Here is a 25,229-nt window from a genome sequence, read left to right as displayed (position 1 = left end):
AAATTTAAGTTATGGATTTGTTTAATGATTTATATGATGGTACTGAAAATATTCTTCCAAAAGATGGAATAGTGAATTATTACGGTCAAATCTTTTCAGATGAAGAAGTTTTGTATCTTTCAAAAAAATTGTTGGAAGAAATCCCTTGGACCAACGATCAAGCGATAATTTTTGGAAAATTAATTACAACACGTCGCAAATATGCTTGGTTTGGTGAATTACCATTTCAGTATACCTATTCTAAAATCACGAAGAAAGCATTGGTGTGGAATGATATTTTATTGGAGATCAAGAAAAGGGTGGAAAATATAACAGAAGAAAATTATAATTCATGTTTATTAAATCTCTATCATACTGGGGAAGAAGGGATGTCTTGGCACAGTGATTCTGAAAAAGAATTGAAAGATAAGGGAGTTATAGCTTCATTGAGTTTTGGTGTAGAAAGAAGGTTTGATTTTAAACATCGAATCACGAAGGAAAAAATTTCAATTCATCTTCCCGCTGGAAGCTTGTTGGTAATGAAAGGTGAAACTCAAACCTATTGGTTGCATCAATTACCAGTTTCTAAACGCATCAAGTCCTTTCGCATTAATCTTACCTTCCGTCAAATGAAATGTGAAATAAAAAAAGCACCATAATAATGATGCTTTTGTATTATTTAACCAATTGAGGATTGATATCTAAGATATTTTCAGTTCTGTATTTTGCGATAAATTCTTCCGTAAAATGTTCACTTCCCATCAACTTATTTTCTTGTAATAATTTTTTTAAATCCAATTTCTTATATTCTTCCATCATACGATCAGAAATGGGTTTGTATGTAAAATGCCAAGGCTCGTATTTAAATCCTTTACGTGCATCATCTTTGGTGTAAACCAAATGGAAACCATATTTGTGCGCATTTTCATCCAACCATAATTTAAATTTATGCATTTGCCCTCCTGGATTAAAATGTTTTTCATGTAATGGATTTAATGGAATTCCTTTAGTCATATCAATAATATCGATGTCTGTACCCCAATGATGGCGTGAAGTACCTGGAATCGTGGAATATTCAATGATTTTTTCTACATTTTTGATTCCTTTGATTCCTTTTGCCAAATTGGCTTTGTATTTTCTTTCCCAAATTCCATTTTGATAAGCATAGTTGCGATAACTTGAAATGACGCAGATATCAAAACCAGCAGCCTTGGCATCTGTTTTCATTTTTTCCAGCGCAACAGCAACTTCTGGTAAAACGCGATATTCCTTCCCTTTTGATAGATTTGGGTTAGATTTACCGATAAGGTCTAAAGTTGTAAATTGATGATTAGATGTTACTTCGGTCGTTTCTTCTATAGCAGTTTGCGCCATTAAAGGAGAAGTTAAAAGTATTCCGAATAATAGGGCAAAGGTTTGATTCATTTGCTTAAGGTTGATAAACATAGTTTTGTATTGAAATTATCTTTATTTTTAAGCAAATTTAAAGATAATCAGTGGAAATAATTATTTTAATCGTTCTTATTCTCTTAAATGGTGTTTTTTCCATGTCAGAAATGGCATTGGTCTCCGCACGAAAATTTAAATTAGAAAATGAGAAAAAACAAGGAAGCTCAGGAGCTAAAGCTGCTTTAGAGTTAGCTGAAAAGCCTGATACTTTTTTATCTACCGTTCAAATTGGAATTACTTTAATAGGGATTTTACTTGGGGTTTTTTCTGGAGATGCATTAACAAAAGATTTGGCCGATTTATTACGTCAAATTCCAATGATAGGAGGGTACGCTGAAACTGTAGCTTCAGTGTTAATGATCATCATAATTACGTATTTTTCAATTGTTTTTGGTGAATTATTGCCAAAACGTATAGGTTTAACGTTTCCTGAAACGATCGCTAAAACGGTTTCTAAACCCATGCGTATTTTATCATTAGTGACTTCACCATTTGTTTGGTTATTAAGTTTTACAAATAATATCATGCTTAAAGTATTAGGCATTAAGGATAATAATGAAGTAGTATCGGAAGAAGAGATTAAATCAATTATACGTGAAAGTACGGAGGGGGGAGAAATTCAAGAAAAAGAACATGACATTGTAGAGCGTGTTTTTGAGTTAGGAGATCGACGTGTAAATACTCTAGCGACTCATCGCTCAGAGATTGTTTATCTTAATATTACCGATCCATATGATGTTGTACGGAATAAAATAAAAAAGAATAAGCATTCAGGGTATCCAATTGTTAAGAATGATAATTTGGATGAAGTGGTAGGTGTCATTCATTTAAAAGATTTATTTGGAACATCGAAAGAAGATTTTCAATTAAAAAAATATTTGCGTAAAGCTATTTTTGTGAACGAAAATTCGTTTTGTTATCCATTGCTTGAACGCCTTCAGAATTCACATTCACATTTTGCTGTAATGATTGATGAATATGGGACAACAGCAGGGATCATTACCATAAATGATATTATGGATGAATTGATAGGGGAATCTCCTGAAAATGAGGAAGAAGATTATGAAGTGATAGAAAGAGAAGATGGCTCTTGGTTAATTGATGGTCAATTTTCAATTTATGAATTTGAACGTTATTTTAATGTGGATGTTCACGATGATGTCGAAAATTTATATGTAACGGTATCAGGATTATTCTTTAGCCAAACTGAAGAGATGCCTAAAGTAGGCGATAAAATACAAGTGGATAATTTAGTCCTTGAAATTATTGATAAAGATGGGAACCGAATTGATAAAATTTTAGCTTATCGTATTGAGGAGGGTATAGAATAAGATTTTATAATTTCAGAATATAAAAAAAATCCTAACTCATTTTCGAAGTTAGGATTTTTTAATTTATTCACGGATTTGAGATTAATCTCTAAAATTAATTGTTCCTCCAGCGATTGTTTTATTGTTTTTTACTTTCGGTGAACCGTATATATCAATTGTTCCACCAGCTCTCGTTTTAGCATCTACAGATTCTTTCACTTTTGCTTCAATAATCCCGCCCACGTTCGTTGTTAAAGATGCATTTTCTGTATTTAATGTTTTACCATAAAATTTACCTCCTGAATTGGCATTTACTGTAAGCGCGTCTGCATCACCATTTAAAATTAATTCTGCACCTGAATTGATTTTAGCATCCACTTTCTTTGTATCAATATCTAACTTAATTGAAGATCCTTCGTTTGATGATAATTTTAAAATACTTGATTTGATTTTATCATCCGAGTAGATCATTGAACCTTGACTTGCTTGGATATCGTATAAATTCTTGTAGTAAACTTTTACTTTTACTTTAGAACCTTGCATTAAGTTTAATGAATTCATCTTAATTTTAAGATCTCCATTTTTATTCACAACATCTACTTCTTTTTCTAAATCACCACTGACTTCAACTTTATTGGTATTGGATTGAATTAACTCGACCGGAATGCGATCGTATACTTTTAAAGAATTATAGTCTCCTACATTTTTAGTAAGTTGTGCAAATGAGAATGGTGTACCGATTAGTGCTATGGCAGTAAAGAATATATTTTTCATAAATAAAAAAGTTTTCAAATTTTGATTTGAGTATTTACAAATTTCAAACCAAAATAAGAAAACTTAGAAGTTTTGTCGGATGACAAAAATTATTATTTTGAAGTCTCAGCTGTAATTTCAGCGATTCTTACGATAATTTCAGTAGCTTTTTCCATTGATTCCACCGGTACATATTCATAAGGACCATGGAAGTTGTGACCTCCAGCAAAAATGTTTGGACATGGTAATCCCATAAAAGATAAACGTGCACCATCAGTTCCACCACGAATCGGTTTGATGTTTGGTGTTACTCCACAGTCTTTTAATGCTTGTTCTGCAATTTCAACGGATTGGAATTTTTCTTTTACTTTTTCAATCATATTAAAGTATTGGTCTTCTACAGTAGCTACAACCACTTCATGATCAAAACGTTCTTGGATATCCTCTGCGATTTGTAAAAATAAAGCTTTACGTGCTTCGTATTGATCCATATCGTGATCACGAATAATGTATTGTAAACGTGCTTCTGTAACAGAACCAGACATTTTAGCTAAATGGAAGAAACCTTCACGACCATCTGTTAATTCAGGAACCTCATCATTTGGCAATTGAGAAGCAAACTCCATTGCTAAATTCGCAGCATTGATCATTTTATTTTTAGCATAACCTGGATGAACTGATTTTCCTTTAAAAGTAACAATTGCTGAAGCAGCATTAAAGTTTTCATACTCTAATTCTCCAATTTCAGAACCATCCATTGTATATCCCCATTCAGCTCCGAATTTCTCTACATTAAAGAAATCAGCTCCACGACCAACTTCCTCATCAGGAGTAAATCCAACAGCAATACGTCCATGTTTAATTTCTGGATGAGCCACCAAATATTCAGCAGCCGTTACAATTTCAGCAATACCTGCTTTATCGTCAGCACCTAATAAAGTTGTACCATCTGTTGTGATGATTGTATTTCCTTTATATAAATTCAATTCTGGGAATTCTGAAGGAGATAAAATCATATTTTCATTCAATTGGATATCTCCACCGTCATAATTTTCCCAAATCTGAGGTTTTACATTTTCAGCAGTGAAATCTGGTGATGTATCCATATGAGAAACGAAACCAATTGTAGGTACTTCGTGATCTACTGTAGAAGGTACATAACCGAAAACATATCCGTTTTCGTCGATTGAAACGTCCTCTAATCCGATTGATTTAAGTTCTTCAACCAAATAATTTGCTAAATCCCATTGACGTTCTGTACTTGGGAATCTGTCTACAAAAGCCTCACTTTCTGTGTATATACTTACATATTTTAAAAAGCGTTTTACAAGCTTTTCTCTCCATTCTGTTTGCATTGCGTTTTAATTTTTGTCAAAATTAGTAAATTATATACCTTTAAAGCGCAAATAACCAAAAAAATGAGTGAACAAACTTTTAAAATAATAGAATGCCCACGTGATGCAATGCAAGGAATTAAAGAATTCATTCCAACGGCTCAGAAAATTGATTATTTAAACCGATTATTAACCGTTGGATTTGAAGCAATTGATTGTGGGAGCTTCGTTTCGCCTAAAACGATTCCTCAAATGGCTGATACACAAGAAGTGTTAGATCAAATTGAGATGGGGAATACCAAATCGAAACTGTCAGTAATTGTTGCAAATCTAAGTGGAGGAAAGAAAGCTGCAGAACACGAGAAGGTAACTTATTTAGGGTACCCGTTTTCTATTTCAGAAAAGTTTCAGCATTATAATACCAACAAATCAAGAGAGGAAGCGTTTGAAATGGCCAAAGGTTTACAAGAAATGGCTGCTGCTAATGAAAAAGAATTGTTGGTTTATTTTTCAATGGCTTTTGGTAATCCTTATGGAGAAGATTATCAAGTAGAGGATGTAAAAATGTGGGCAAAGCGATTCGCGGATATAGGTGTAAAAACCATTAATTTATCGGATACAATTGGAGTGGCTCAAAAAGAAGTCATTACAGAATTGTATAGTACATTGATTCCACAGTATTCAGAAATTGAATTTGGTGCACATTTTCATACCGAATATTTGAATTGGAATGTAAAAGTATATTCGGCTTATGCCGCTGGATGTCGTCGTTTTGATGGAGCGATCAAAGGATTAGGAGGGTGTCCGATGTCTAAAAGTGAAATGGTAGGAAATATGCCAACTGAAAAATTAATTAGTTTTGCGAATCAGCATAAAGAAAAGCATGGACTAAATTTATTTGACTTTGAATCGGCATGGAATGTTGCTTTGCGTACGTTCCGTTTAGTATAAAATGCAAGTAATTGCATATTCTTTTGTTAAAGGAATTGTAAATGTGTTTCACTTTACCAAAAAAAGTTAAATTTGCTCAACGTTACCAACGTTAACATAGCTATTAAAATAAATGAAATTAAAGTATATGAACCTTAAAGCATCAATGATGTTGTTTTTTACAGCATTATTTACTGTAAATGCTGTTGCGCAAACTGCAAAACCTGTGAAATTAGATGGTATTGCCGCAGTTATTGGAGATCAAATCGTTTTAGATTCTGATGTAGAAAGAGATTTTATCTTATCACAACAACAAGGTCTACAAGTTGCCGATAAGTGCGAATTTTTAAATGACATTTTAATGGAAAAAATGTTAATTGATCGTGCAAAGCAAGATACTTTAATTTCTGTAACACAAGACGAAATTACGAGATCTTTAAATGCTCAAATTGAAGATTTTAAACAACGTGGTGGAGGCGAAGAACAAGTCTTAAAATTCTTTGGATTCCGTACAATGGCGGAAATGAAGAATGAGATGAAATTTATCGTAGAAGACAACATCTTTTCTCGTCGTAAACGTGAAGCGTTAGTGGCAGGGTTAGATGCAACTCCTGAGGAAGTTCGTGAATTCTTTGAAAAAAATAAAACGGAATTACCTGATGTAAAGGAGGAAATTACATTGAGCCATATCATCATGTATCCAGAAGTATCAGCGGAAAATGAACAAAAAGTCATAGATGAATTAAAAGGAATCAAGCAAGAAATTGAAGAAGGTTCATCTTTTGCTACCAAAGCGATCTTATATTCAGAAGATCCAGGTTCTGCCAATAATGGAGGTCAATACCTTAAAGTTACGCGTGGGAAAATGGTAAAAGAGTTTGATGCCGTAGCTTTCAATTTAGAAGAAGGTGAAATATCTGATCCATTTAAAACGGAGTTTGGGTACCATATTATTCAATTGGATAAACGTAGAGGGCAAGAATTAGATTTACGTCATATTTTAATTACTCTAAAACCAACAGAAGAGGAATTAAATAAAACGATTGAAAAATTAGATTCGATTCGAATTTTAATCAACGAAGGTAAAATGACTTTCAAAGATGCAGCGATTCGTTTTTCAGATGATAAATACACTAAATATAACGATGGAAATTTAACAAGTCCTCAAACAGGGGAAGATCGTTTTGAGAAAATCAATTTACCTTTAAATGAATTCTCTGCTATTACATCGTTAGGAGAAGGTGAATTATCAAATGTATTCTCTGATGAATATCAAAACAAAAAAGTGGTTCGATTAATGCGCGTAAATAAAATTTATCCAGAACATAAAATTAATTATGAGGATGATTATTACCGTATCAAACAATTTGCAATTCGCTACAAAGAACAAGACGTTTTAGTGGATTGGGTGAAAAAGCAAATTCCTGACGCATTTATAAAGATTGGAGATGAATATAAATCATGTAATTTTCCAATCAACTGGGAACAGAAATAAACTAAATATTAGTATATATTAAAAGCACTTAGTGATCTAAGTGCTTTTTTTATGAATAGTTTTAAATTTTTTCGTGTGTAGGCCAAATTAATCGATCTGTTTCATAACCCAACGCTTCAGCTTTTTGTAAGAATCTTGATTTAATCCCATCTGGAATAGATTTTTGACGTGATAATATCCATAAATAATCCGTGTTTTTTCCGGCAACTAAAGCATATTGATAATGTTCATCTAAGTCGATCACATTATAAGCGGAATACAATGGACCAAAGAAAGAAACTTTAAATTTACCATATCCAGGTTTGGTTTGTTTGGCAATCCCTTTACTTTTTTTCCATTCTTTTTTCTTCTCATCGTATCCTCGGTTAATCACTTGTACCGAACCATCTTCATTCATTAAGTAACGAGCGGTTGTATTGGTTTTGTCCTTTTCCCAATAAAAATCCATTCGAGCAATCTCGTACCATAATCCTAAATATTTATTAATATCAAAATTTGGTACAACTTCGAACGCAATATTCTTATCCGATCGATTTCTGATAAGATAGGCTGCAGCACCAAGCGCTAAACCAGCAAGTGCCATATTTTTATATTTCATAATTCGATAATGTTTTTGTTAAACTATCAATTACTCTACCAATTTGAATGAAATGGTGTGTAATTTATGTTCATCAGTTGGTATAGATTTTATATAAACCTATAAAATTTATTGTTGATTTTCAACTTTTCGGAAAATTTTCCATAAAAAAAGCGTTACAAAAAGTAACGCTTCATTTTATTTCTTTTTGATGGAGATTAATTTAGATGTTTCTTTACAAATTTCGAAAACCATTTCGTAATTTTTAGATTCATCCTTGTAATCGGCTAAATATGTTCGGCAAGGAACACCATTTTTATCCGATTTATCAAAATCAATTTTACTTTTAGAAAATAATTTTTTCTTTAAAAAGGTAGAGTCTAATCCTTCTGTTTCAAAAAACACAGCTGCTTCATTAGTGAATTTTAAATTCTTTGCTGTGGCTTCTTCTAATACACGGGCATTTGGAAAATAGTTACAAGAAAATGCACGTGGACCAAAAGCCATGGCAACAAACACTAATCCGATAGATACACCCATCAAATACTTTAATAATCGTTGTGTGAACGTCATACTATTAATAAATTTATATCGTGAAAGGGTAGATCAAACCAATCGCATATGTTCTTTTTTACAACCCTTCCGTGGTACAAATATACACCATTTCTGACAGTTTTATCAGTTTTAACTACGGATGAAAATCCTCCTTCATTGGCAATCATTAATAAATAGGATAAAAAATAATTGCTGAGTGCTTTTGATGAGGTTCTCGACACCCTTGATGTAATATTAGAAACAGCATAATGTATAACCTCATGTTTTACACGAATCGGATGATCGTGAGTTGTAATTTCTGAGGTCTCAAAACATCCACCTTGATCAATACTTACATCAATAATGACAGCTCCTGGTTTCATTTGTTCTACCATTTGTTCGGTTACCACACAAGGAGTTCTAGTGTCGCCACGAAGGGCACCAATGGCTAAATCACATCTTCTTAATGCTTTTCCTAATTCTTTAGGATCGATTGTTGAAGTAGGGATACGTTGACCGATGTTTTGTTGTAAACGTCTAAGACGTGACAACGAATTATCAAATACACGGACAGAAGCTCCTAGACCAATAGCTGTACGGGTTGCATTTTCAGCAACTGTTCCTGCTCCAAGTATAACGACTTCTGTAGGTCGAACCCCTGTCACACCACCCATTAAAATACCAACACCTCCATTCACTGAAGACATTAATTCAGATCCTACAAGTATAGCGGTTGTACCTGCAATTTCACTTAGTAGACGTAAAACAGGCAATTGGTTTTGTTCATCTTTAATAAATTCAAAACCAACTGCAGTAATACGTTTTTTCGTTAATTCTGTAAAATATTTTTTGTTGAGTGAATTGGTTGGAACGCTAGAGACTAAAAATGCTCCTGGTTTCAACCATTCAATTTCTTCGTCGGTAACAGGACCAACTTTTAGTATGACGGGTTTCTCAAAAATTGATTGGGGGCTGTATACAATCTCAGCACCAGCTTCAGAATATTCGCGATCAGTAAAATTTGCACCTTCTCCTGCGCCAGATTCAATGCTAATTTGATGACCATTATTCACCAATACTTCAACAGCATCGGGAGTCAAAGAAATTCTTTTTTCTTGATTATTGGTTTCCTTTGGAATTCCGATACTGAATCGTTCCTTCTTACGTGGGATTTCTAAACACTCCGGTTGAGGAATTAAATCCTCATGAGTAAAAGGGGTAAATATAGGCTGATCTTCCATGCAATGATTGGCTTATTTTAAAGTTAAATAACGAATTCCGTCACGATTTTCAATGGTAATAATATGATGTTCTTCTGGAATCAAATTTTCAACGCGTGATGGCCATTCCATCAAGCAATATGCATTTGAATAAAAATAGTCTTCGATCCCAAAGTCTAAAGCTTCTTCTTCATCATTTAAACGATAAAAGTCAAAATGATATACTTTTCCTTTTTCTGTATCATATTCATTTACAATTGAAAATGTTGGACTAGAGATATCGTCATCTGTTCCTAATAATTTTACAAATTCTTTAATGAATGTCGTTTTTCCAGCTCCCATTTCTCCTTCAAAACAGATTAGTTTATACTCTAATTGTTTTAAAATTTCTCCCGCTACTTCCGGAATTTGATCTAAACCATTAATTTGATATTCCATTTTATTTTTTAGGTGTTAATACAACCAGTGGGATAATCATTTCTTCTAAAGAAATTCCACCATGTTGATACGTATCTTTATAATAATTTACAAAATGATTGTAATTCTTAGGATACGTTAAAAATAAGTTTTCTTTTGCAAAGATATATTTAGATGTCACATTAACCTTAGGTAAAAAGAATTTTTCTGGTTGATCAATAGCAAAAACATCTTTTGGATCATATTGCAATTGACGTCCTAATTTATAACGTAGGTTGGTACTTGATTCTTTGTCCCCAATTACTTTAGTTGGTTCTTTAACGTAAATTGTTCCATGATCTGTGGTAACAATGATTTTAATCCCTTCTGCCGCAGATTTTTTTACAATATCCATCAAGTAAGAGTTTTCGAACCAATGTTTGGTTATTGAACGATAGGTTTTATCATCACGAATGATTTCACTCACAATGCGATTATCCGTTTTAGCATGCGATAAAATATCGATAAAATTATAGACAATCACATTTAAGTCATTGTTTTTATAATTGTTAAAATCATCTGCGATTTTTTTCTCAAAATCAGAATTTAAAATCTTAAAGTAATTGAAATTTCGGTCACCTAATCCTAATTTTTTTAATTGTAATCCAAGTAATTCCTTTTCATACATGTTTTTATTTCCTTCATCGGTGTCATTTAACCAGAATTCTGGATATTTTTTTTCAATCTCTAACGGCATCATTCCTGCAAAGAATGAATTTCGAGCATATTGAGTAGCGGATGGTAAAATACTATAGTATAGATTTTCTTTTTCTTGATTATAATATTTATGAAAAAGGGGCTCGATGGTTTTCCATTGATCAAATCGTAAATTATCCACAAGAATTAATAAAACTTTTTCGTTAGGTGTAACTTGTGGTTTGACCAATTGTTGGAAGACATTATGGGATAGGATAGGGGCATCCTCTTGATCATGAAGCCAATCTTCATAATTTTTTTCAATGAATTTGAAAAAAGCGGCGTTGGCATCTTTTTTTTGATTTTCGATGATATCGACTAATCCTTTGTCTTCGATATTCTCCAATTCCAATTCCCAATGCACTAATTTTTTGTACACTTCTTGCCAATCTTCGAAATCACGCGCATTCATAATATCCATGGCAATGGTTCTAAATTCTTGTTGGTAATTGATTACCGTTTTCTCAGAAATGATTTTAGAACTATCTAAGATTTTTTTAAGACTTAGAAGGATTTGATTAGGATTAACAGGTTTGATTAAATAATCGGCAATGTGTTTCCCAATCGCATCTTCCATAATATGCTCTTCTTCCGACTTTGTTACCATAATTAAAGGTAAATTTGGTCGAATTTCCTTGATTTTTGGTAAAGCATCTAAGCCACTCATACCTGGCATATTTTCATCAATCAATACTGCGTCATAGTTGTCATTGTCAATCATTTCTATGGCGTCTGTAGCATTATTTGAAGTATACGTTTCGTATCCTTTTTTTTCGAGAAATAATAAGTGAGGTTTTAAAAAGTCGATTTCATCATCGACCCATAATATTTTTATTGGCATACAATTAATTGTTATGTTATCAAGTGTTCTTTCTGATTCACTCAAATATAGATAAATTCATTTCAAAACGTTTCAAAATACTTTGTTAAGGTTTTCAGTATAAAGTATCAAATTTTTACCGTTGATTGTGTTATCTTTGTACTAAATATCGCTATAAACTTCGAGAATGAAGAAAAAGTTTAAAATAATAAACGATCCTGTTCATGGAATTATTACAATTCCAAATGCATTAATTTATTCTATTATTCAGCATCGTTATTTTCAGCGACTACGTAAAATTTCTCAAAACGGTTTAACGGAATTGGTTTATCCCGGAGCCAAACATTCTCGATTTAACCATGCATTAGGTTGCATGCATCTGATGCAAAAATCCATTGAAGTTTTAAAAGAAAAAGGTGTTGAAATATCTGCAGAGGAAGAAAAAGGAGCGTATGTTGCGATATTACTTCACGATTTAGGTCATGGCCCATTTTCTCACTCGTTGGAATATTCAATTATTGACGGTTCACATCATGAAGAAATTTCTTTGCAAATGATGGAAGAGTTAAACCGTGAATTTAATGGAGAACTAACATTAGCCATCTCTATTTTTACGGGGCAATACCCTCGAAAATTTTTGAGCCAGTTGGTGTCCAGTCAGTTGGATGTAGATCGTTTGGATTATCTTAAACGGGATAGTTTTTTTACAGGAGTTGTAGAAGGGAATATTAATCCTGAACGCATCATTTCGATGATGAATGTAAAGAATAATGAGTTAGTTATTGATGCTAAAGGAATATCTTCAGTTGAAAAATTTTTAATGGCAAGAATATTCATGTATAATAATGTGTATCTTCATAAAACGTCATTTTCAGCAGAGAACTATTTAATTCAAGTCCTACGAAGAGCAAAAGAACTTACACGTCAAGGAGAAGATTTATTCGCAACTTCAGCATTCAAATATTTTCTGGAAGGAAAAGAATCAGGAAAGTTATCGAAGCATGGATTGGAATTATTTGCTCAACTGGATGATTCGGATGTATTGAGTGCGATTAAGGAATGGCAATTTCATCAAGATATCATTTTATCCACTTTAGCACAAGCCATTGTTGAACGAAGATTACCAAAATCTGAAGTCAAAATTCAAAAAAATCCTGAAACTAAAATTAGAAAAGAGGAAGAACGAATCAAAAAACTTTTAGGGATTGATGATGCCAGTTATTTTGTGCAACAATCTGAAATTAAGATCACTCCATATCAAACGGATAAACATCCCATTCTTATCGCTTTCAAAAATGGAAATGTAGAAGAAATTGTGGATGTTCCTCAAAGTATTCTACGCGAGGTTTTAAAACAACCCATTATAAAGTATCATTACCATACAATTAAAGTGAAATAAAGATTGACAAAATTGTTAATTTTAGAAATAAAGTGATGAAGAATTTAATAAAAATAACTACTTTTGCGGACTATGAAATTTAAAGCAGCAGAAATTGCGAAATTACTTAATGGGTCTGTAAAAGGAGATGAAAATGCAGAGATTTGGACACTTTCAAAAATTGAAGAAGGTGCTGAAGGAAGTATTTCGTTTCTAGCTAATCCAAAGTATGAAGAATATATTTACACGACAAAATCGTCCGTTGTAATTGTAAACAAAAGTTTTGTACCATCACAACCAATTCAAGCGAATTTAATCGTTGTTGATGATGCATACCATGCTTTCACTATTTTATTAAATCATTACAACACCATAAAAAATAATAAGACAGGTATTGAAGAATTTGCACGTATTTCAGAAACAGCTCAATTAGGAGAATCTGTTTATGTGGGAAGTTTTTCTTATCTTGCTTCGAATGTGAAGTTAGGGAATAATGTGAAAATTTATCCTAATTGTACAATTGGAGAAAATGTTGTTATTGGTGATAATACAGTTATACACTCGGGTTCACAAGTTTATGAAGGTTGTGAAATAGGTGCAAATTGTATTATTCACTCTAATGTTGTCATTGGTTCAGATGGGTTTGGTTTTGCGCCAAAGGCTGATGGAACTTATGATAAAATTCCACAAATTGGAAATGTAATCATTGAAGATGATGTTGAAATTGGATCGGGATCTACGATTGATAGAGCTACAATGGGATCAACGATTATTCGTAAAGGAGCAAAATTAGACAATCAAATTCAGATTGCGCACAATGTGCAAGTTGGTGAAAATACAGTGATTGCTTCTCAAACAGGAATTGCAGGATCAACTAAAATTGGACGTAATTGTATGATTGGAGGACAAGTTGGTATTGTTGGACACATTAAAATTGGTGACTTTGTTCAAATTCAAGCACAATCGGGTGTCAATTCGGATGTGAAAGACGGTCAACAGCTTTATGGGTCACCAGCAATCAATGCGGTAGATTTCAGAAAATCATACGTTCATTTCCGTAAGTTTCCAGCGATTGTGAAACGAATTGATCAGTTAGAAAAAGAAAACAAACAAAAGTAAAAGTTAATGTCTGATAAGCAAAAAACTTTAGCGAAAGAAGCTGTCCTTTCTGGGGTCGGACTTCATACGGGGAATAATGTAACATTAACATTTAAACCTGCAGAGCCTGATACAGGTTTTGTATTTGTAAGAACAGACTTAGAAGGGAATCCTCAAGTAGAAGCAGATGCACAATATGTTGTAAGCACTGCTCGAGGTACAACTTTAGAGAAGAAAGGGGTAAAAGTTCATACAACAGAACACGTCTTAGCGGCTCTTGTTGGAATGGATATTGACAACTGTTTCATCGAAATCGATAATGCTGAACCACCAATTATGGATGGGTCATCGAAATATTTTGTAGAAGCGATTGAAAATGCTGGTATAGTCGAGCAAGATAAAGATCGTGAATATTTCAAAATTAAAGAAATTGTTACTTATGTAGATCCTGAGACAGGGTCTGAAATAACGGCAATTCCGTCTGATGAGTATCAAATTACTGCAATGGTTGATTTTGGGACTAAAGTCTTAGGAACACAAAATGCAACTTTATCGTCTATGAAAGATTTCAAAAAAGATATCTCTCAAGCCCGTACATTTTGTTTCTTACACGAGTTAGAGCAATTGTTAGCCGCAGGACTAGTTAAAGGTGGTGATTTAGATAATGCGATTGTTTATGTGGACAAAGAAATTACTCCAGAAACAAAAGAACGTTTATGTAAAGCGTTTAATCGTGAAGATGTAGCCATTCGTCCTAATGGTATTTTAGACCATTTAACGTTGCATTACCCAAATGAAGCAGCACGTCATAAATTATTGGATGTTGTAGGAGATTTAGCTTTAATTGGAAAAAAATTAAAAGCAAAAATTATTGCAACAAAACCTGGGCATCAGACTAATACAAATTTTGCAAAAAAATTAAGCAAACAAATCAAATTAGCACAACGTAATAAAGTGCCTGAATTTGATCTAACTGCTGATCCGGTATACGATATCAATGATATCATCAAATTATTACCTCATAGACCTCCATTTTTATTAATTGATAAAGTAATTTCTAAAACAGCGACTGAATTAATCGGGGTGAAAAATGTAACCATGAACGAACCTTTCTTCGTGGGACATTTTCCAAAAGAACCTGTTATGCCTGGAGTGTTACAAATAGAAGCTATGGCTCAATTGGGTGGTTTATTAATCTTAGGAGAGTTAGAAAATCCACAGGATTATTCAACATACTTCATGAAGATTGAAAATGCTAAGTTTAAACGTAAAGTAGTGCCAGGAGACACTTTAGTGTTTAAACTGGAGTTATTAGAGCCAATCAGAAGAGGAATTGTACATATGCAAGGGTATGGCTATGTAAACAATACAATTGCTGTAGAAGCAGAAATGATGGCTGTTATTACTAAAGAATAATTAAGAAATGGAAATTGTAAATTATCCGATGGCTTATGTACATCCAAATGCAAAAATTGGTGACAATGTAACAATAAGCCCATTCTCGACAATTATGGATGATGTTGAAATCGGCGATGGAACATGGATTGGTCCAAACGTAACGATTATGGAAGGTTCGAGAATTGGAAAAAATTGTAAAATTTATCCAGGAACAGTAATTTCGGGAGAGCCTCAAGATTTAAAATACGAAGGGGAAAAAACGTTAACTTTTATTGGTGACAACACGACGATTCGTGAATGTGTTACTGTGAATAAGGGGACGAAAGCATTAGGATATACAAAAATTGGGAACAACTGTTTAATTATGGCAACGGCTCATATTGCACACGATTGTGTGGTTGGGAATAATGTTGTTATTGTAAATGGTTGTGGTTTAGCTGGGCACATAGAAATTGGAGATAATGCATTTATTGGAGGAATGAGTGCTGTACACCAATTTACTAAAATTGGAGAACACTCTTTTATTGCCGGAGCTACACAGGTTCGTAAAGATGTACCACCATATGTTAAAGCTGCTAAAAATCCAGTTGCTTACGCAGGTGTTAATGCCATTGGTTTACGTAGAAAAGGATTTTCATCAGAAGAAATCTACGAAATTCAAGGGATGTACAGAATCCTATACCAACAAAAAAATAATGTCTCACAAGCAACTGAGCAAATCTTAGAGAAATTTCAACCATCAGTTCATCGTGATAAAATCATTGAATTTATCAATACGAGTGAACGTGGTGTAATGAAAGGTTATAGCTCAGGATCATAAACTTATAAAACTCAAACTTAAATGGCAACAACTGCTGATATCAGAAAAGGTTTATGTATCATTTTTAACAACGATACATACAAGATTATCGAGTTCTTACACGTTAAACCAGGGAAAGGTCCTGCTTTCGTAAGAACAAAATTAAAATCGTTAACTACAGGTAAAGTTTTAGATAATACTTTCTCTGCTGGTCACAAAATTGATGAAGTACGTGTAGAAACGCGTAACTACCAATATTTATACGAAGATGATAATGGTTTCCACTTCATGAATAATGACGATTTCTCTCAAGTTTATTTAAACAAAGACTTAATCGAAAACTCACAATTCATGAAAGCTGGTGATGAGGTGAAAATCTTATTCCGTGCTTCTGACGAAACTGCTTTAGCTGCTGAATTACCAAATACAGTTGTGTTAGAAATTACTTACACTGAGCCAGGTTTAAAAGGTGATACTGCAACTAATGCAACTAAACCTGCAACAACAGAAACAGGAGCTGAAATTCGTGTTCCTTTATTCATTAACGAAGGTGATAAAGTTAAAATCAACACTGAAGACGGTTCTTACGTAGAGCGTGTAAAAGAATAATTGATTGATCAATCAATATATTATATAGCCATCATTTTTGATGGCTTTTTTTATTCTGAAAAATGTATACTAAAACCTTAAGATTTTAGTTCAACATATAGGCTAATTCTATATGTTTATATGAGAAAATCTTTTATAAAATCGACATTTAAATTTTTATTAAAATTCAGCTTATTTTTAATATTAGTTGTATTTGCTTTAATTTGGTTGAGTAATTATCGCATTAATGCTACAACCTCTGAATATGTATCCGATGATTATAAAGATTTACCTTCTATAAAAGTTGGGGTAGTGTTGGGTACAAGCCCCAAGTTGGCTAATGGGTATTCAAATTATTATTTTACTTATCGAATTGAAGCAGCTGAAAGATTATATCATTCCGGAAAAGTGACCCATTTTATTGTTAGTGGTGATCACGGACGAAAGGATTACAACGAGCCGGATTATATGAAACAAGTCTTAGTGGAAAAGGGGATTCCATCTAATCGTATTTATGTAGATTATGCCGGCTTTAGAACATTAGATTCGATGGTGAGAGCAAAAGAAATTTTTGGGCAGAACAAGTTTATTGTTATTTCACAAAGGTTTCATAATCAACGTGCAATTTTCATTGCGCGTCAATATGGGATAGAAGCATATGGTTATAATGCCACTGATGTTAATATTAGAGGTGGAATGAAAACTCGTATTCGTGAATATTTTGCGAGAACAAAAGTTTTTGTTGATTAAATTTTAGACGTAAAGCCACGATTTTTAGGAGAAAAAATTGAGATTTTATAGCCATCGAAAATTGATATAAAAATATATATTTACTGAGGTTAGTATATTTCAAATATGGTCATTTTTGTTTGTCCATATATAGTTTTTTTTATTTTTAGAATTATATTTCATATCTGAATTATTATAATCATCTTACGATTAAATCCTATGAAAATCCTCATTTTTACTCTACAATTTATTTTTTTAAGTTGTTAGCCTTGAAATAATTTTTAAAAAATATAACCCGAAAAACGAATTTCCGGGTTAGAATATTTAGAGTAAACACTTATTTTATACTCGAAAAATAAGCTCTTAAAATACTATCATTTGCAGCGTTTTTCGTGTCAATTTCTAAAATTTTGGGGCGATCACTTTCGGCATAGAAATTAGCATAAGCATTTTCTAAATCACTCAAATTTGAAACGATTTGATGTTCGAAGTTGAACATTTTTGCTAAATGCTCGGCTGTTAAATGATGTTTTGTTTCAAAATAATCTTCAACCAAGTCTGTTTCTGATGGTCCAGGAATAAATTTAAAAATATTCCCACCGCCATTATTGATTAAGATAATTCTGAAATTCTTCGGCATATTTACATTCCATAAGGCATTTGAATCATAGAAAAATGAAATATCACCCGTAATCATAACTGTATTTTCTCCAGATGCGATACAAGCTCCAATTGCCGTAGAAGTAGAGCCATCAATACCGCTTGTTCCGCGATTACAGAACACAGGATTTGATTCGTTGTGATCAAATAATAATCCATAACGGATCACTGTGGAGTTTCCATATTGAATTTGCCAATTTTCAGGATAATTCTTGATGATTGAGTCAAATGCTTTTAAATCGGAGAAAGGAATCATTTGGATGTATGCATCATGTTTTTTCTCGTTATTTACACGAATTGTATTCCATTTCTCGAAGTAATCGGATTCCTTTGGATTCACAAAACCAATTAATTGTTCTAAGAAAAATTCTGGTTTTGTCTCAATTTTATCCGTCAAAACTTGATACGTATCCGGTTGCCAATATTCATCTAAATGCCAATGTTGCTCTGCTTTGTGCTCACGTAAAAAACGTTTGACTTTTTTCGAAACAATATTTTGTCCAATCGTTAATAAAATTTCAGGTTTTAAATCTTCCAATTCTTCATCAGGATAAGGAAAAATTACTTGATCAATTTTATTAAAAAATCTTGGATGATGAATATTCGAAGTGACTTCATTTAGAATGACAACCGAGTCATCTTGGGCTAATTGAATCAACAATTCGTTTAATGCTTTACTTGGACTGTGCATTCCAACTAGCACCAATTTTTTCGATGAAGAATTCCAACGACGCATATAATCAAATACATCAATTTCTGGATATTGTTTTTCGTCAATGGTTATGTTATCTATGACAATATCGGGTGTTGTCACATAATCGTATAACGGTTCAGAGAATGGCATATTGATATGGATAGGAGCCGATTTATGAATACAATCGGTTAATGCATATTTAGTCAATAACATATTGCGTGTTAAATCATCTGTTTCTTCACTTTCAGACAACTGAACATTATGAACGCTATGTTTCTCGAATAAGTCTTTTTGACGAATGGTTTGTCCATCAAAATTATCTACCAAATGTTCTGGTCGATCAGCCGAAAGAACAATTAAAGGTACGTTTTGAAAAAATGCTTCCGTTACAGCAGGGTAGTAGTTCGCAGTAGCTGATCCTGATGTACAACAAACGACAACAGGTTTTTTGATCTGTTGTGCCATCCCAAGCGCAACAAAACCAGCTGAACGTTCATCTACAACACTATATGTTTTGAATCGATTATCGTTTGCAAATTGCATGGTTAATGCACCATTACGAGAGCCTGGAGAAAGTACAATATGATCAATTCCAAACGCTAATAAAGTTTCTGCAATTAATTGTACATTCAGTTTATTTGATATTTTTCTCAAGGTAAAAAGTCTTTAAATAAAAAAGGTTTTGAATAGCAAATGTACTAAACAAAACCCTTTATAAATATGATATTTTTAAGATATTAAGTATGCATTCCTCCGTCTACACTTAATACTTGACCTGTTACATAACTTGATAAATCAGAGGCTAAATATAAACAAGCGTTGGCTACATCTTCTGGTTGACCTCCACGTTTTAATGGAATACCTGCACGCCATTCTTCAACGACTTTAGGATCTAAAACTTCAGTCATTTCAGTTTCAATAAATCCTGGTGCAATGGCATTGCAACGAATATTACGAGAACCTAATTCTAAAGCAACCGATTTTGTAAATCCAATTAGACCTGCTTTAGAAGCCGCATAATTTGCTTGTCCTGCATTTCCTGTAATTCCCACAATTGATGACATGTTCACGATTGATCCTGAACGTTGTTTCATCATTGGTTTGATTACAGCTTTTGTTAAATTGAATGCAGAATTTAAGTTGGTTTGAATTACTTTTTCAAAATCATCTGAAGACATTCTCATTAAAAGTCCATCTTTTGTAATCCCTGCATTATTAATTACAATATCAATTTGTCCAAATTCAGCTAAAACATCTTCCACTAATTTTTGAGCAGCATCATAGTCTGAAGCGTCCGATTGATACCCTTTTACTTTTCCGTATTGTCCTAACTCAGCTTCTAAAGCTTGTGCTTTTTCTACTGAAGATGCATATGTAAAAACAACGTTCGCACCATTTTTTACAAAAACTTCAGCAATGCTTTTTCCAATACCACGTGTAGCACCAGTAATAATTGCAGTTTTTCCTTGTAATAAGTTCATATAATAAGATCTTTAGAGGTGTCAAAAATACAATAATTTTTATATAAACCTTAAGGAAAGAAATGAATGTGGATTTCTTAAAATTTAATTTTTAAGAAAATTTGGTATTAAGGTTGTAATTATCTCACTATAAACAAAATTATTATGAAAAAATTATTGAAGTTCTTTTTAGTAACATTTTTTGCACTATTTGTATTTGCTGCATGTTCTGATGATGATGATCCTGTAGATAATGATTTATTTGTGGGAACTTATACAGGAACTGTAGGGTATACCGATGCTAATACAACGATTAATGCAGATGGAAACGTTCGTGTGGTGAAAGTAGGAAATAAGTATAATTTTATTTTCTCGAATAGTATTCCGAATATTACAGGAGTAGAATTTAGAAGAGAAGATGCGAATTACAGCATTAATGTCGATGGATCAGATTTATCTTATATCCGTATTAATGCAAATGATTTAAAAATTTTCTACGTTGTAGATGGGAAAACGTGGACAGCAAATGCGTCCAGATAATTCAAGTAATAGAAAAAAACTCGACCATTTGGTCGAGTTTTTTTTATGATATAGATTAGATATTAAAAGCTTGTTTAACTTGCTCTACAAAATCTAATTTTTCCCAAGTGAATAATTCAACTTCCACTTCAACAACATCGATTCCATTCGCAGATTCAAAACGTTTTGTTACTGTTTCTGGTTGACGTCCTAAGTGTCCGTAAGATGCTGTTTCTTGGTAAATAGGATTTCTTAATTTTAAACGAGTTTCAATAGCATAAGGACGCATATCGAAAATGTTTGAAACAATCTTAGAAATTTCACCATCAGTCATCTCTACTTTAGCTGTACCTTTTGTATCCACTAATAAAGAAACTGGAGCCGCAACACCAATAGCATAAGATACTTGTACTAACACTTCATCAGCAACACCAGCCGCAACTAAGTTTTTTGCAATGTGACGAGCAGCATATGCAGCAGAACGGTCTACTTTTGATGGATCTTTTCCAGAGAAAGCACCACCACCATGTGCACCTTTACCACCGTAAGTATCAACAATAATTTTACGACCAGTTAATCCTGTATCTCCGTGAGGTCCTCCAATGACGAATTTTCCTGTTGGGTTGATGTGATACGTAATGTTTTCATCAAATAATTCACGAATATGAACAGGTAATTGAGCTTTAACACGAGGAATCAAAATGTTAATTAAATCATTTTGGATTTTATCTTGCATTGCTTGTTCGTTCGCAAAATCATCATGTTGCGTAGAAATAACGATTGTATCGATACGAACAGGCTTGTTGTTATCATCATACTCAATAGTAACCTGAGATTTTGCATCTGGTCGTAAGTATGGTAATAAATCGTTTTCGTGTTTACGAATATAAGCTAGCTCTTTCAAGATACGGTGAGATAAATCTAACGCCAATGGCATATAGTTATCCGTTTCATTCGTTGCATAACCGAACATCATACCTTGGTCACCTGCACCTTGTTCTTCTTCAGAAGTACGTTCTACACCTTGGTTGATATCTGGAGACTGTTCATGAATTGCTGATAAGATTCCACAAGAATTTGCATCGAACATATATTCGCTTTTTGTGTAACCGATTTCTTTAATCGTATCACGTGCTACTTTCTGTAAATCGATATAGGCTTTTGATTTTACTTCTCCGGCTAAAACGACTTGACCTGTAGTTACTAATGTTTCACAAGCAACTTTACTTTGAGGGTCAAAAGCAATAAAATGATCTAATAATCCGTCAGAAATTTGGTCAGCAATTTTATCTGGATGTCCTTCAGATACAGACTCTGATGTAAATAAATATGACATTTAACTAATATTTTTTATTTGAAAAATAGAGAGAATGCAGCAACTGAAGTTTCCTGGTTTAGCATTTGTTTAATGAGGTTGCAATCAGTCAAATCATTCCTCTCGATAATTTGTGGGTTCAAATATACGATACCTAGCCGAATCTAAAAACTTTTCAACTTACAAAATCGGCATTTTGAAAATATTTTACTATTAATAATCTAGTGAACTAATAGACAAAAGAATTTTTTGTATTATGCTTTTTTTTAGAAAAATATTCATGGTGCTGACATGGCTATTTTAGAAATCTGATCAAATTTACTCTTGAATAATTTATTTATAGAAAATAATTCTATAATGTAGCTTAAAAAAGTAAATATTTTAACATTGAATCTTGGAAAATCTATTTAAATTAGAAAAAAATTATTTACTCCTATTATGAAAATTGATGAATTAGATCAACTCTTATTAATGCATTTACAGCAAAACAGTAAGATTACGTATAAAGAATTATCCGATAAATTAAATCTTTCTTCTACAGCAATTCATGAGCGCATAAAGAAATTAGAAAAATCGGGTGTAATTAATAAATATGTAGCATTAGTAAATAGAAGGTTGATCAATAAAGAATTATTGGTATTTAGCCATATCAAATTAAGTCAACATTCACATGATAATATTAATTCGTTTGAATCTGAAATTAAAAATTTAAAAGAAGTCCAAGCTTGTTTCCATGTTAGTGGTGATTATGATTATATCGTAAAAATGGCGTTCGAAAGCATGGATGAGTATCGAGATTTTATGGTGAATAAATTAACGACGATTAAAGGTATTGGCAGTACACATAGTACGTTTGTGATTGGAGATATTAAAGATGAAACATCATATCAATTAATATAAAAATGAAAGAGACAGCAATATTTGGAGCAGGATGTTTTTGGTGTGTAGAGGGAGTGTATAATCTTCTTCAAGGTGTAGAACTAGCAACATCTGGTTATTCAGGTGGTACAACAGAAAATCCAACATATAAAGAAGTTTGTACAGGTGAAACGAATCATGCAGAGGTGGTAAAAATTGATTTTGATCCATCAGTCATAAGCTATGATGAATTATTAGATGCTTTCTGGACTGTACATGATCCGACGAGTTTAAATCGTCAAGGGGAGGATGTAGGTACGCAATACCGTTCTGTCATTTATTATTTAAATGAAGAGCAAAAAGCAAAAGCTGAGGCTGCAAAAGCCAAATTGGATGCTTCTGGTTATTATGACAAACCTATTGTAACTACGATTGAACCGTTTGATGTATTTTATCCAGCTGAAGACTATCATCAAGGTTATTATAATGAAAATCCAAATCAACCATATTGCTCAGGAGTGGTAGGACCTAAAATTCAAAAATTTAGAGCAAGATTTGCAGATAAATTAAAATAAATTATAGATGAGAATTATTTTGGTATAGTTCTTGTTTGTAATAAATTACAAACCAACCAACCAAACCAACCGTAGGCGAAAGGGGGCTCTTCATAAACGTAAGAACTACTTTCGCCTTTTTTAATTATTTTTCCAGAAGTAACTAGTGAAAAGGATAAGAATTGTAAATAATTCTAAACGACCTAATACCATCAATGAGCATAAAAGAAATTTAGCTGTATCTGTGATATCATTGATTGAATTTCCTGGACCATATTCTCCTAAAGCATTTCCTACATTTCCTAATGTTGATGCAGTAATTGTCAATGAAGTTAAAATATCGTGTAAACTCATCGTGACACCATAATTGAATAAGGCAAATAGAATGGAACTTGCAATCCAAATAAACATATACATGACAAAGAAAGCCATAACATGGAATACAACACTTTGTTGTAATGATTTACCATTATATCGAACTGGTATAATCGCATTAGGATGTAAAATTCGTTTAAATTCGGCAAAACAGTTTTTAATTAAGATAACATGACGAATCACTGTAATTCCTCCCGAAGTTGAACCTGCAGAACCACCAATAAAAAATAATGCAAAAAACATTAGAGAGGTAATGCTCAGCCAACTGGTGTAATCTTCAATATAAAATGCAGTGGTTGAAACAATCGAAGTAACATGGAATAATGCCATACGAAAAGAATGTTCAGCCCCTAATAAATTATATGTAGATAATCCATTATTAGGATAGACAAATAAGAATAGTGCTGTAAATATTAGCACGGTGATTAAACCGATTAGACCAATGTACCATCGGAATTCTTCATTGTTCCAAACTTTTTTAAACTGACCTTTAATCAATAAATAAATTAAAGCAAAATTAGCCCCACCAATAAACATTAAGATTATCAAAATGTATTGGACGGCAATATTACTATCCCAATAAGCAACTCCCATATTTTTGGTGGAGAATCCACCCGTCGAAATTGCACTCATGGAATGATTGGTGGCATCAAACCAATTCATACCTGAGAAATAGAGTAAGATGGTAAATATTAATGTTAGTACCACATATAATATCCAAAGATTCTTCGCTGTATCGGTAATTCGTGGATGAATTTTATCGGTATATATTCCTGGTGCTTCTGCTAAAAATAATTGTCGCCCACCAATTCCTAGAAATGGTAAAATCGCAATCGTTAATACAATAATTCCCATTCCACCAATCCAATTGGTTGTACTACGCCAGAATAAAATACTTTTTGGTAAATTTTGTGGATCATCAAAAATTGATGTACCTGTGGCGGTATATCCCGATACAGTTTCGTAAAATATATTCGTGAAATTAAATTCGTTATTGATTAAATCTTCTGCCGGTAAATAAAAATAAGCAGCAAAATAGGGAATACACCCCGAAAGAATTAAAAATAACCACCCCACAAAAACTACAATATAACCTTCACGTTTGGAAACATGTTTTCTTCCTTCTCGGGTAAAATAGACCATTAAGAATCCAATAAGACCGATAACAGTTCCTGAAATTAGAAAAGAATAGGTAAGGGTATCGCCAAAATAAATGCTGACCAACATACTGAAGTACATAAATAAAGCATT

The 25,229-nt window shown here is 32.8% G+C and carries 25 protein-coding genes; 13 read left to right on the top strand and 12 right to left on the bottom strand.

The features are described from left to right. The first annotated feature begins 11 nt into the window (after positions 1 to 11). Positions 12 to 638 (top strand): alpha-ketoglutarate-dependent dioxygenase AlkB family protein, encoded by a 627-nt coding sequence (locus AC1QSP_RS03915; protein ID WP_484079886.1) that lies wholly within the window; start codon positions 12 to 14, stop codon positions 636 to 638. Between the two features lie 16 nt (positions 639 to 654). Here the strand turns inward: AC1QSP_RS03915 and AC1QSP_RS03910 are convergent, their stop codons facing one another. Continuing rightward, positions 655 to 1,425 (bottom strand): M15 family metallopeptidase, encoded by a 771-nt coding sequence (locus tag AC1QSP_RS03910; RefSeq protein ID WP_484079885.1) that lies wholly within the window; start codon positions 1,423 to 1,425, stop codon positions 655 to 657. Positions 1,426 to 1,475: 50 nt separating this feature from the next. Between AC1QSP_RS03910 and AC1QSP_RS03905 the strand changes: the two genes are divergently transcribed. Continuing rightward, on the top strand, positions 1,476 to 2,759 hold the full coding sequence (locus AC1QSP_RS03905) for a hemolysin family protein (protein ID WP_484079884.1): 1,284 nt from the start codon (positions 1,476 to 1,478) through the stop codon (positions 2,757 to 2,759). A gap of 81 nt (positions 2,760 to 2,840) precedes the next feature. Here AC1QSP_RS03905 and AC1QSP_RS03900 read toward each other — a convergent pair whose 3' ends face one another. Beyond that, positions 2,841 to 3,512, bottom strand: a complete 672-nt coding sequence (locus AC1QSP_RS03900) for a head GIN domain-containing protein (protein WP_484079883.1) — start codon at positions 3,510 to 3,512, stop codon at positions 2,841 to 2,843. 92 nt (positions 3,513 to 3,604) lie between these two features. Beyond that, positions 3,605 to 4,846 (bottom strand): peptidase T, encoded by a 1,242-nt coding sequence (gene pepT, locus AC1QSP_RS03895; RefSeq protein ID WP_484079882.1) that lies wholly within the window; start codon positions 4,844 to 4,846, stop codon positions 3,605 to 3,607. A gap of 63 nt (positions 4,847 to 4,909) precedes the next feature. Here pepT and AC1QSP_RS03890 point away from each other — a divergent pair, with 63 nt between their 5' ends. Together AC1QSP_RS03890 and AC1QSP_RS03885 are read left to right on the top strand one after the other, a co-directional pair. Then, entirely contained in the window at positions 4,910 to 5,776 is an 867-nt protein-coding gene (locus tag AC1QSP_RS03890; protein WP_484079881.1) for a beta/alpha barrel domain-containing protein, read from the top strand. Between the two features lie 127 nt (positions 5,777 to 5,903). Next, positions 5,904 to 7,250 (top strand): peptidylprolyl isomerase, encoded by a 1,347-nt coding sequence (locus AC1QSP_RS03885; protein ID WP_484079880.1) that lies wholly within the window; start codon positions 5,904 to 5,906, stop codon positions 7,248 to 7,250. A gap of 61 nt (positions 7,251 to 7,311) precedes the next feature. On the opposite strand, the gene AC1QSP_RS03880 is transcribed toward AC1QSP_RS03885, so the two are convergent. The 5 genes from AC1QSP_RS03880 to porX form a co-directional block, all read right to left on the bottom strand. Further along, a complete protein-coding gene (locus tag AC1QSP_RS03880) occupies positions 7,312 to 7,848 on the bottom strand; it encodes a lipocalin family protein (RefSeq protein WP_484079879.1) in 537 nt (178 codons plus the stop codon). Positions 7,849 to 8,025: 177 nt separating this feature from the next. After that, the gene (locus AC1QSP_RS03875) at positions 8,026 to 8,400 is read right to left on the bottom strand and encodes a hypothetical protein (RefSeq protein ID WP_322969636.1); all 375 of its coding nucleotides are present in this window, start codon (positions 8,398 to 8,400) and stop codon (positions 8,026 to 8,028) included. Beyond that, positions 8,397 to 9,602 (bottom strand): alanine dehydrogenase, encoded by a 1,206-nt coding sequence (locus AC1QSP_RS03870; RefSeq protein ID WP_484079878.1) that lies wholly within the window; start codon positions 9,600 to 9,602, stop codon positions 8,397 to 8,399. Before AC1QSP_RS03870 ends, AC1QSP_RS03875 begins: the two co-directional genes overlap by 4 nt. Positions 9,603 to 9,614: 12 nt before the next feature. Beyond that, the gene (tsaE, locus tag AC1QSP_RS03865) at positions 9,615 to 10,019 is read right to left on the bottom strand and encodes a tRNA (adenosine(37)-N6)-threonylcarbamoyltransferase complex ATPase subunit type 1 TsaE (protein WP_484079877.1); all 405 of its coding nucleotides are present in this window, start codon (positions 10,017 to 10,019) and stop codon (positions 9,615 to 9,617) included. A gap of 1 nt (position 10,020) precedes the next feature. Then, positions 10,021 to 11,574, bottom strand: coding sequence for a T9SS response regulator signal transducer PorX (porX, locus tag AC1QSP_RS03860; RefSeq protein WP_484079876.1), 1,554 nt, complete (start codon positions 11,572 to 11,574; stop codon positions 10,021 to 10,023). A 166-nt stretch (positions 11,575 to 11,740) separates the two neighbouring features. Here porX and AC1QSP_RS03855 point away from each other — a divergent pair, with 166 nt between their 5' ends. The 6 genes from AC1QSP_RS03855 (at position 11,741) to AC1QSP_RS03830 (ending at position 17,564) form a co-directional block, all read left to right on the top strand. Next, positions 11,741 to 12,952 (top strand): HD domain-containing protein, encoded by a 1,212-nt coding sequence (locus AC1QSP_RS03855; protein WP_484079875.1) that lies wholly within the window; start codon positions 11,741 to 11,743, stop codon positions 12,950 to 12,952. A 72-nt stretch (positions 12,953 to 13,024) separates the two neighbouring features. Then, complete coding sequence (lpxD, locus tag AC1QSP_RS03850) at positions 13,025 to 14,050, top strand: UDP-3-O-(3-hydroxymyristoyl)glucosamine N-acyltransferase (protein WP_484079874.1); 1,026 nt, start codon at positions 13,025 to 13,027, stop codon at positions 14,048 to 14,050. A gap of 6 nt (positions 14,051 to 14,056) precedes the next feature. After that, positions 14,057 to 15,445 carry a bifunctional UDP-3-O-[3-hydroxymyristoyl] N-acetylglucosamine deacetylase/3-hydroxyacyl-ACP dehydratase gene (locus AC1QSP_RS03845; protein ID WP_484079873.1) on the top strand — a complete coding sequence of 463 codons (1,389 nt, stop codon included), beginning with the start codon at positions 14,057 to 14,059 and terminating at the stop codon, positions 15,443 to 15,445. A gap of 7 nt (positions 15,446 to 15,452) precedes the next feature. Further along, positions 15,453 to 16,247 (top strand): acyl-ACP--UDP-N-acetylglucosamine O-acyltransferase, encoded by a 795-nt coding sequence (lpxA, locus tag AC1QSP_RS03840; protein ID WP_484079872.1) that lies wholly within the window; start codon positions 15,453 to 15,455, stop codon positions 16,245 to 16,247. 21 nt (positions 16,248 to 16,268) lie between these two features. Then, positions 16,269 to 16,835, top strand: a complete 567-nt coding sequence (efp, locus tag AC1QSP_RS03835) for an elongation factor P (RefSeq protein ID WP_484079871.1) — start codon at positions 16,269 to 16,271, stop codon at positions 16,833 to 16,835. A gap of 120 nt (positions 16,836 to 16,955) precedes the next feature. Then, positions 16,956 to 17,564, top strand: coding sequence for a SanA/YdcF family protein (locus AC1QSP_RS03830; RefSeq protein ID WP_484079870.1), 609 nt, complete (start codon positions 16,956 to 16,958; stop codon positions 17,562 to 17,564). Positions 17,565 to 17,880: 316 nt separating this feature from the next. On the opposite strand, the gene menD is transcribed toward AC1QSP_RS03830, so the two are convergent. Further along, positions 17,881 to 19,551, bottom strand: coding sequence for a 2-succinyl-5-enolpyruvyl-6-hydroxy-3-cyclohexene-1-carboxylic-acid synthase (gene menD / locus AC1QSP_RS03825; RefSeq protein WP_484079869.1), 1,671 nt, complete (start codon positions 19,549 to 19,551; stop codon positions 17,881 to 17,883). 83 nt (positions 19,552 to 19,634) lie between these two features. Continuing rightward, complete coding sequence (gene fabG, locus AC1QSP_RS03820) at positions 19,635 to 20,378, bottom strand: 3-oxoacyl-[acyl-carrier-protein] reductase (RefSeq protein ID WP_484079868.1); 744 nt, start codon at positions 20,376 to 20,378, stop codon at positions 19,635 to 19,637. A 144-nt stretch (positions 20,379 to 20,522) separates the two neighbouring features. Here fabG and AC1QSP_RS03815 point away from each other — a divergent pair, with 144 nt between their 5' ends. Beyond that, complete coding sequence (locus tag AC1QSP_RS03815) at positions 20,523 to 20,897, top strand: hypothetical protein (protein WP_484079867.1); 375 nt, start codon at positions 20,523 to 20,525, stop codon at positions 20,895 to 20,897. Positions 20,898 to 20,952: 55 nt separating this feature from the next. Here the strand turns inward: AC1QSP_RS03815 and metK are convergent, their stop codons facing one another. Next, positions 20,953 to 22,212: a methionine adenosyltransferase gene (gene metK, locus AC1QSP_RS03810; RefSeq protein ID WP_484079866.1), complete on the bottom strand. Its 1,260-nt coding sequence runs from the start codon at positions 22,210 to 22,212 to the stop codon at positions 20,953 to 20,955. A 417-nt stretch (positions 22,213 to 22,629) separates the two neighbouring features. On the opposite strand from metK, the gene AC1QSP_RS03805 reads away from it, so the two are divergent. Both AC1QSP_RS03805 and msrA read left to right on the top strand, forming a co-directional pair. Then, positions 22,630 to 23,091: an Lrp/AsnC family transcriptional regulator gene (locus tag AC1QSP_RS03805; protein ID WP_322969651.1), complete on the top strand. Its 462-nt coding sequence runs from the start codon at positions 22,630 to 22,632 to the stop codon at positions 23,089 to 23,091. Positions 23,092 to 23,093: 2 nt separating this feature from the next. Continuing rightward, complete coding sequence (gene msrA / locus AC1QSP_RS03800) at positions 23,094 to 23,624, top strand: peptide-methionine (S)-S-oxide reductase MsrA (protein ID WP_484079865.1); 531 nt, start codon at positions 23,094 to 23,096, stop codon at positions 23,622 to 23,624. Between the two features lie 120 nt (positions 23,625 to 23,744). Here msrA and AC1QSP_RS03795 read toward each other — a convergent pair whose 3' ends face one another. Then, on the bottom strand, positions 23,745 to 25,217 hold the full coding sequence (locus AC1QSP_RS03795; protein WP_484079864.1) for a TrkH family potassium uptake protein: 1,473 nt from the start codon (positions 25,215 to 25,217) through the stop codon (positions 23,745 to 23,747). Positions 25,218 to 25,229: the final 12 nt, after the last annotated feature.

The organism is Faecalibacter sp. (assembly GCF_057177045.1).
Note: the sequence above shows the minus strand (reverse complement) of the source record. Positions and strands in the feature narration are given on the sequence as shown.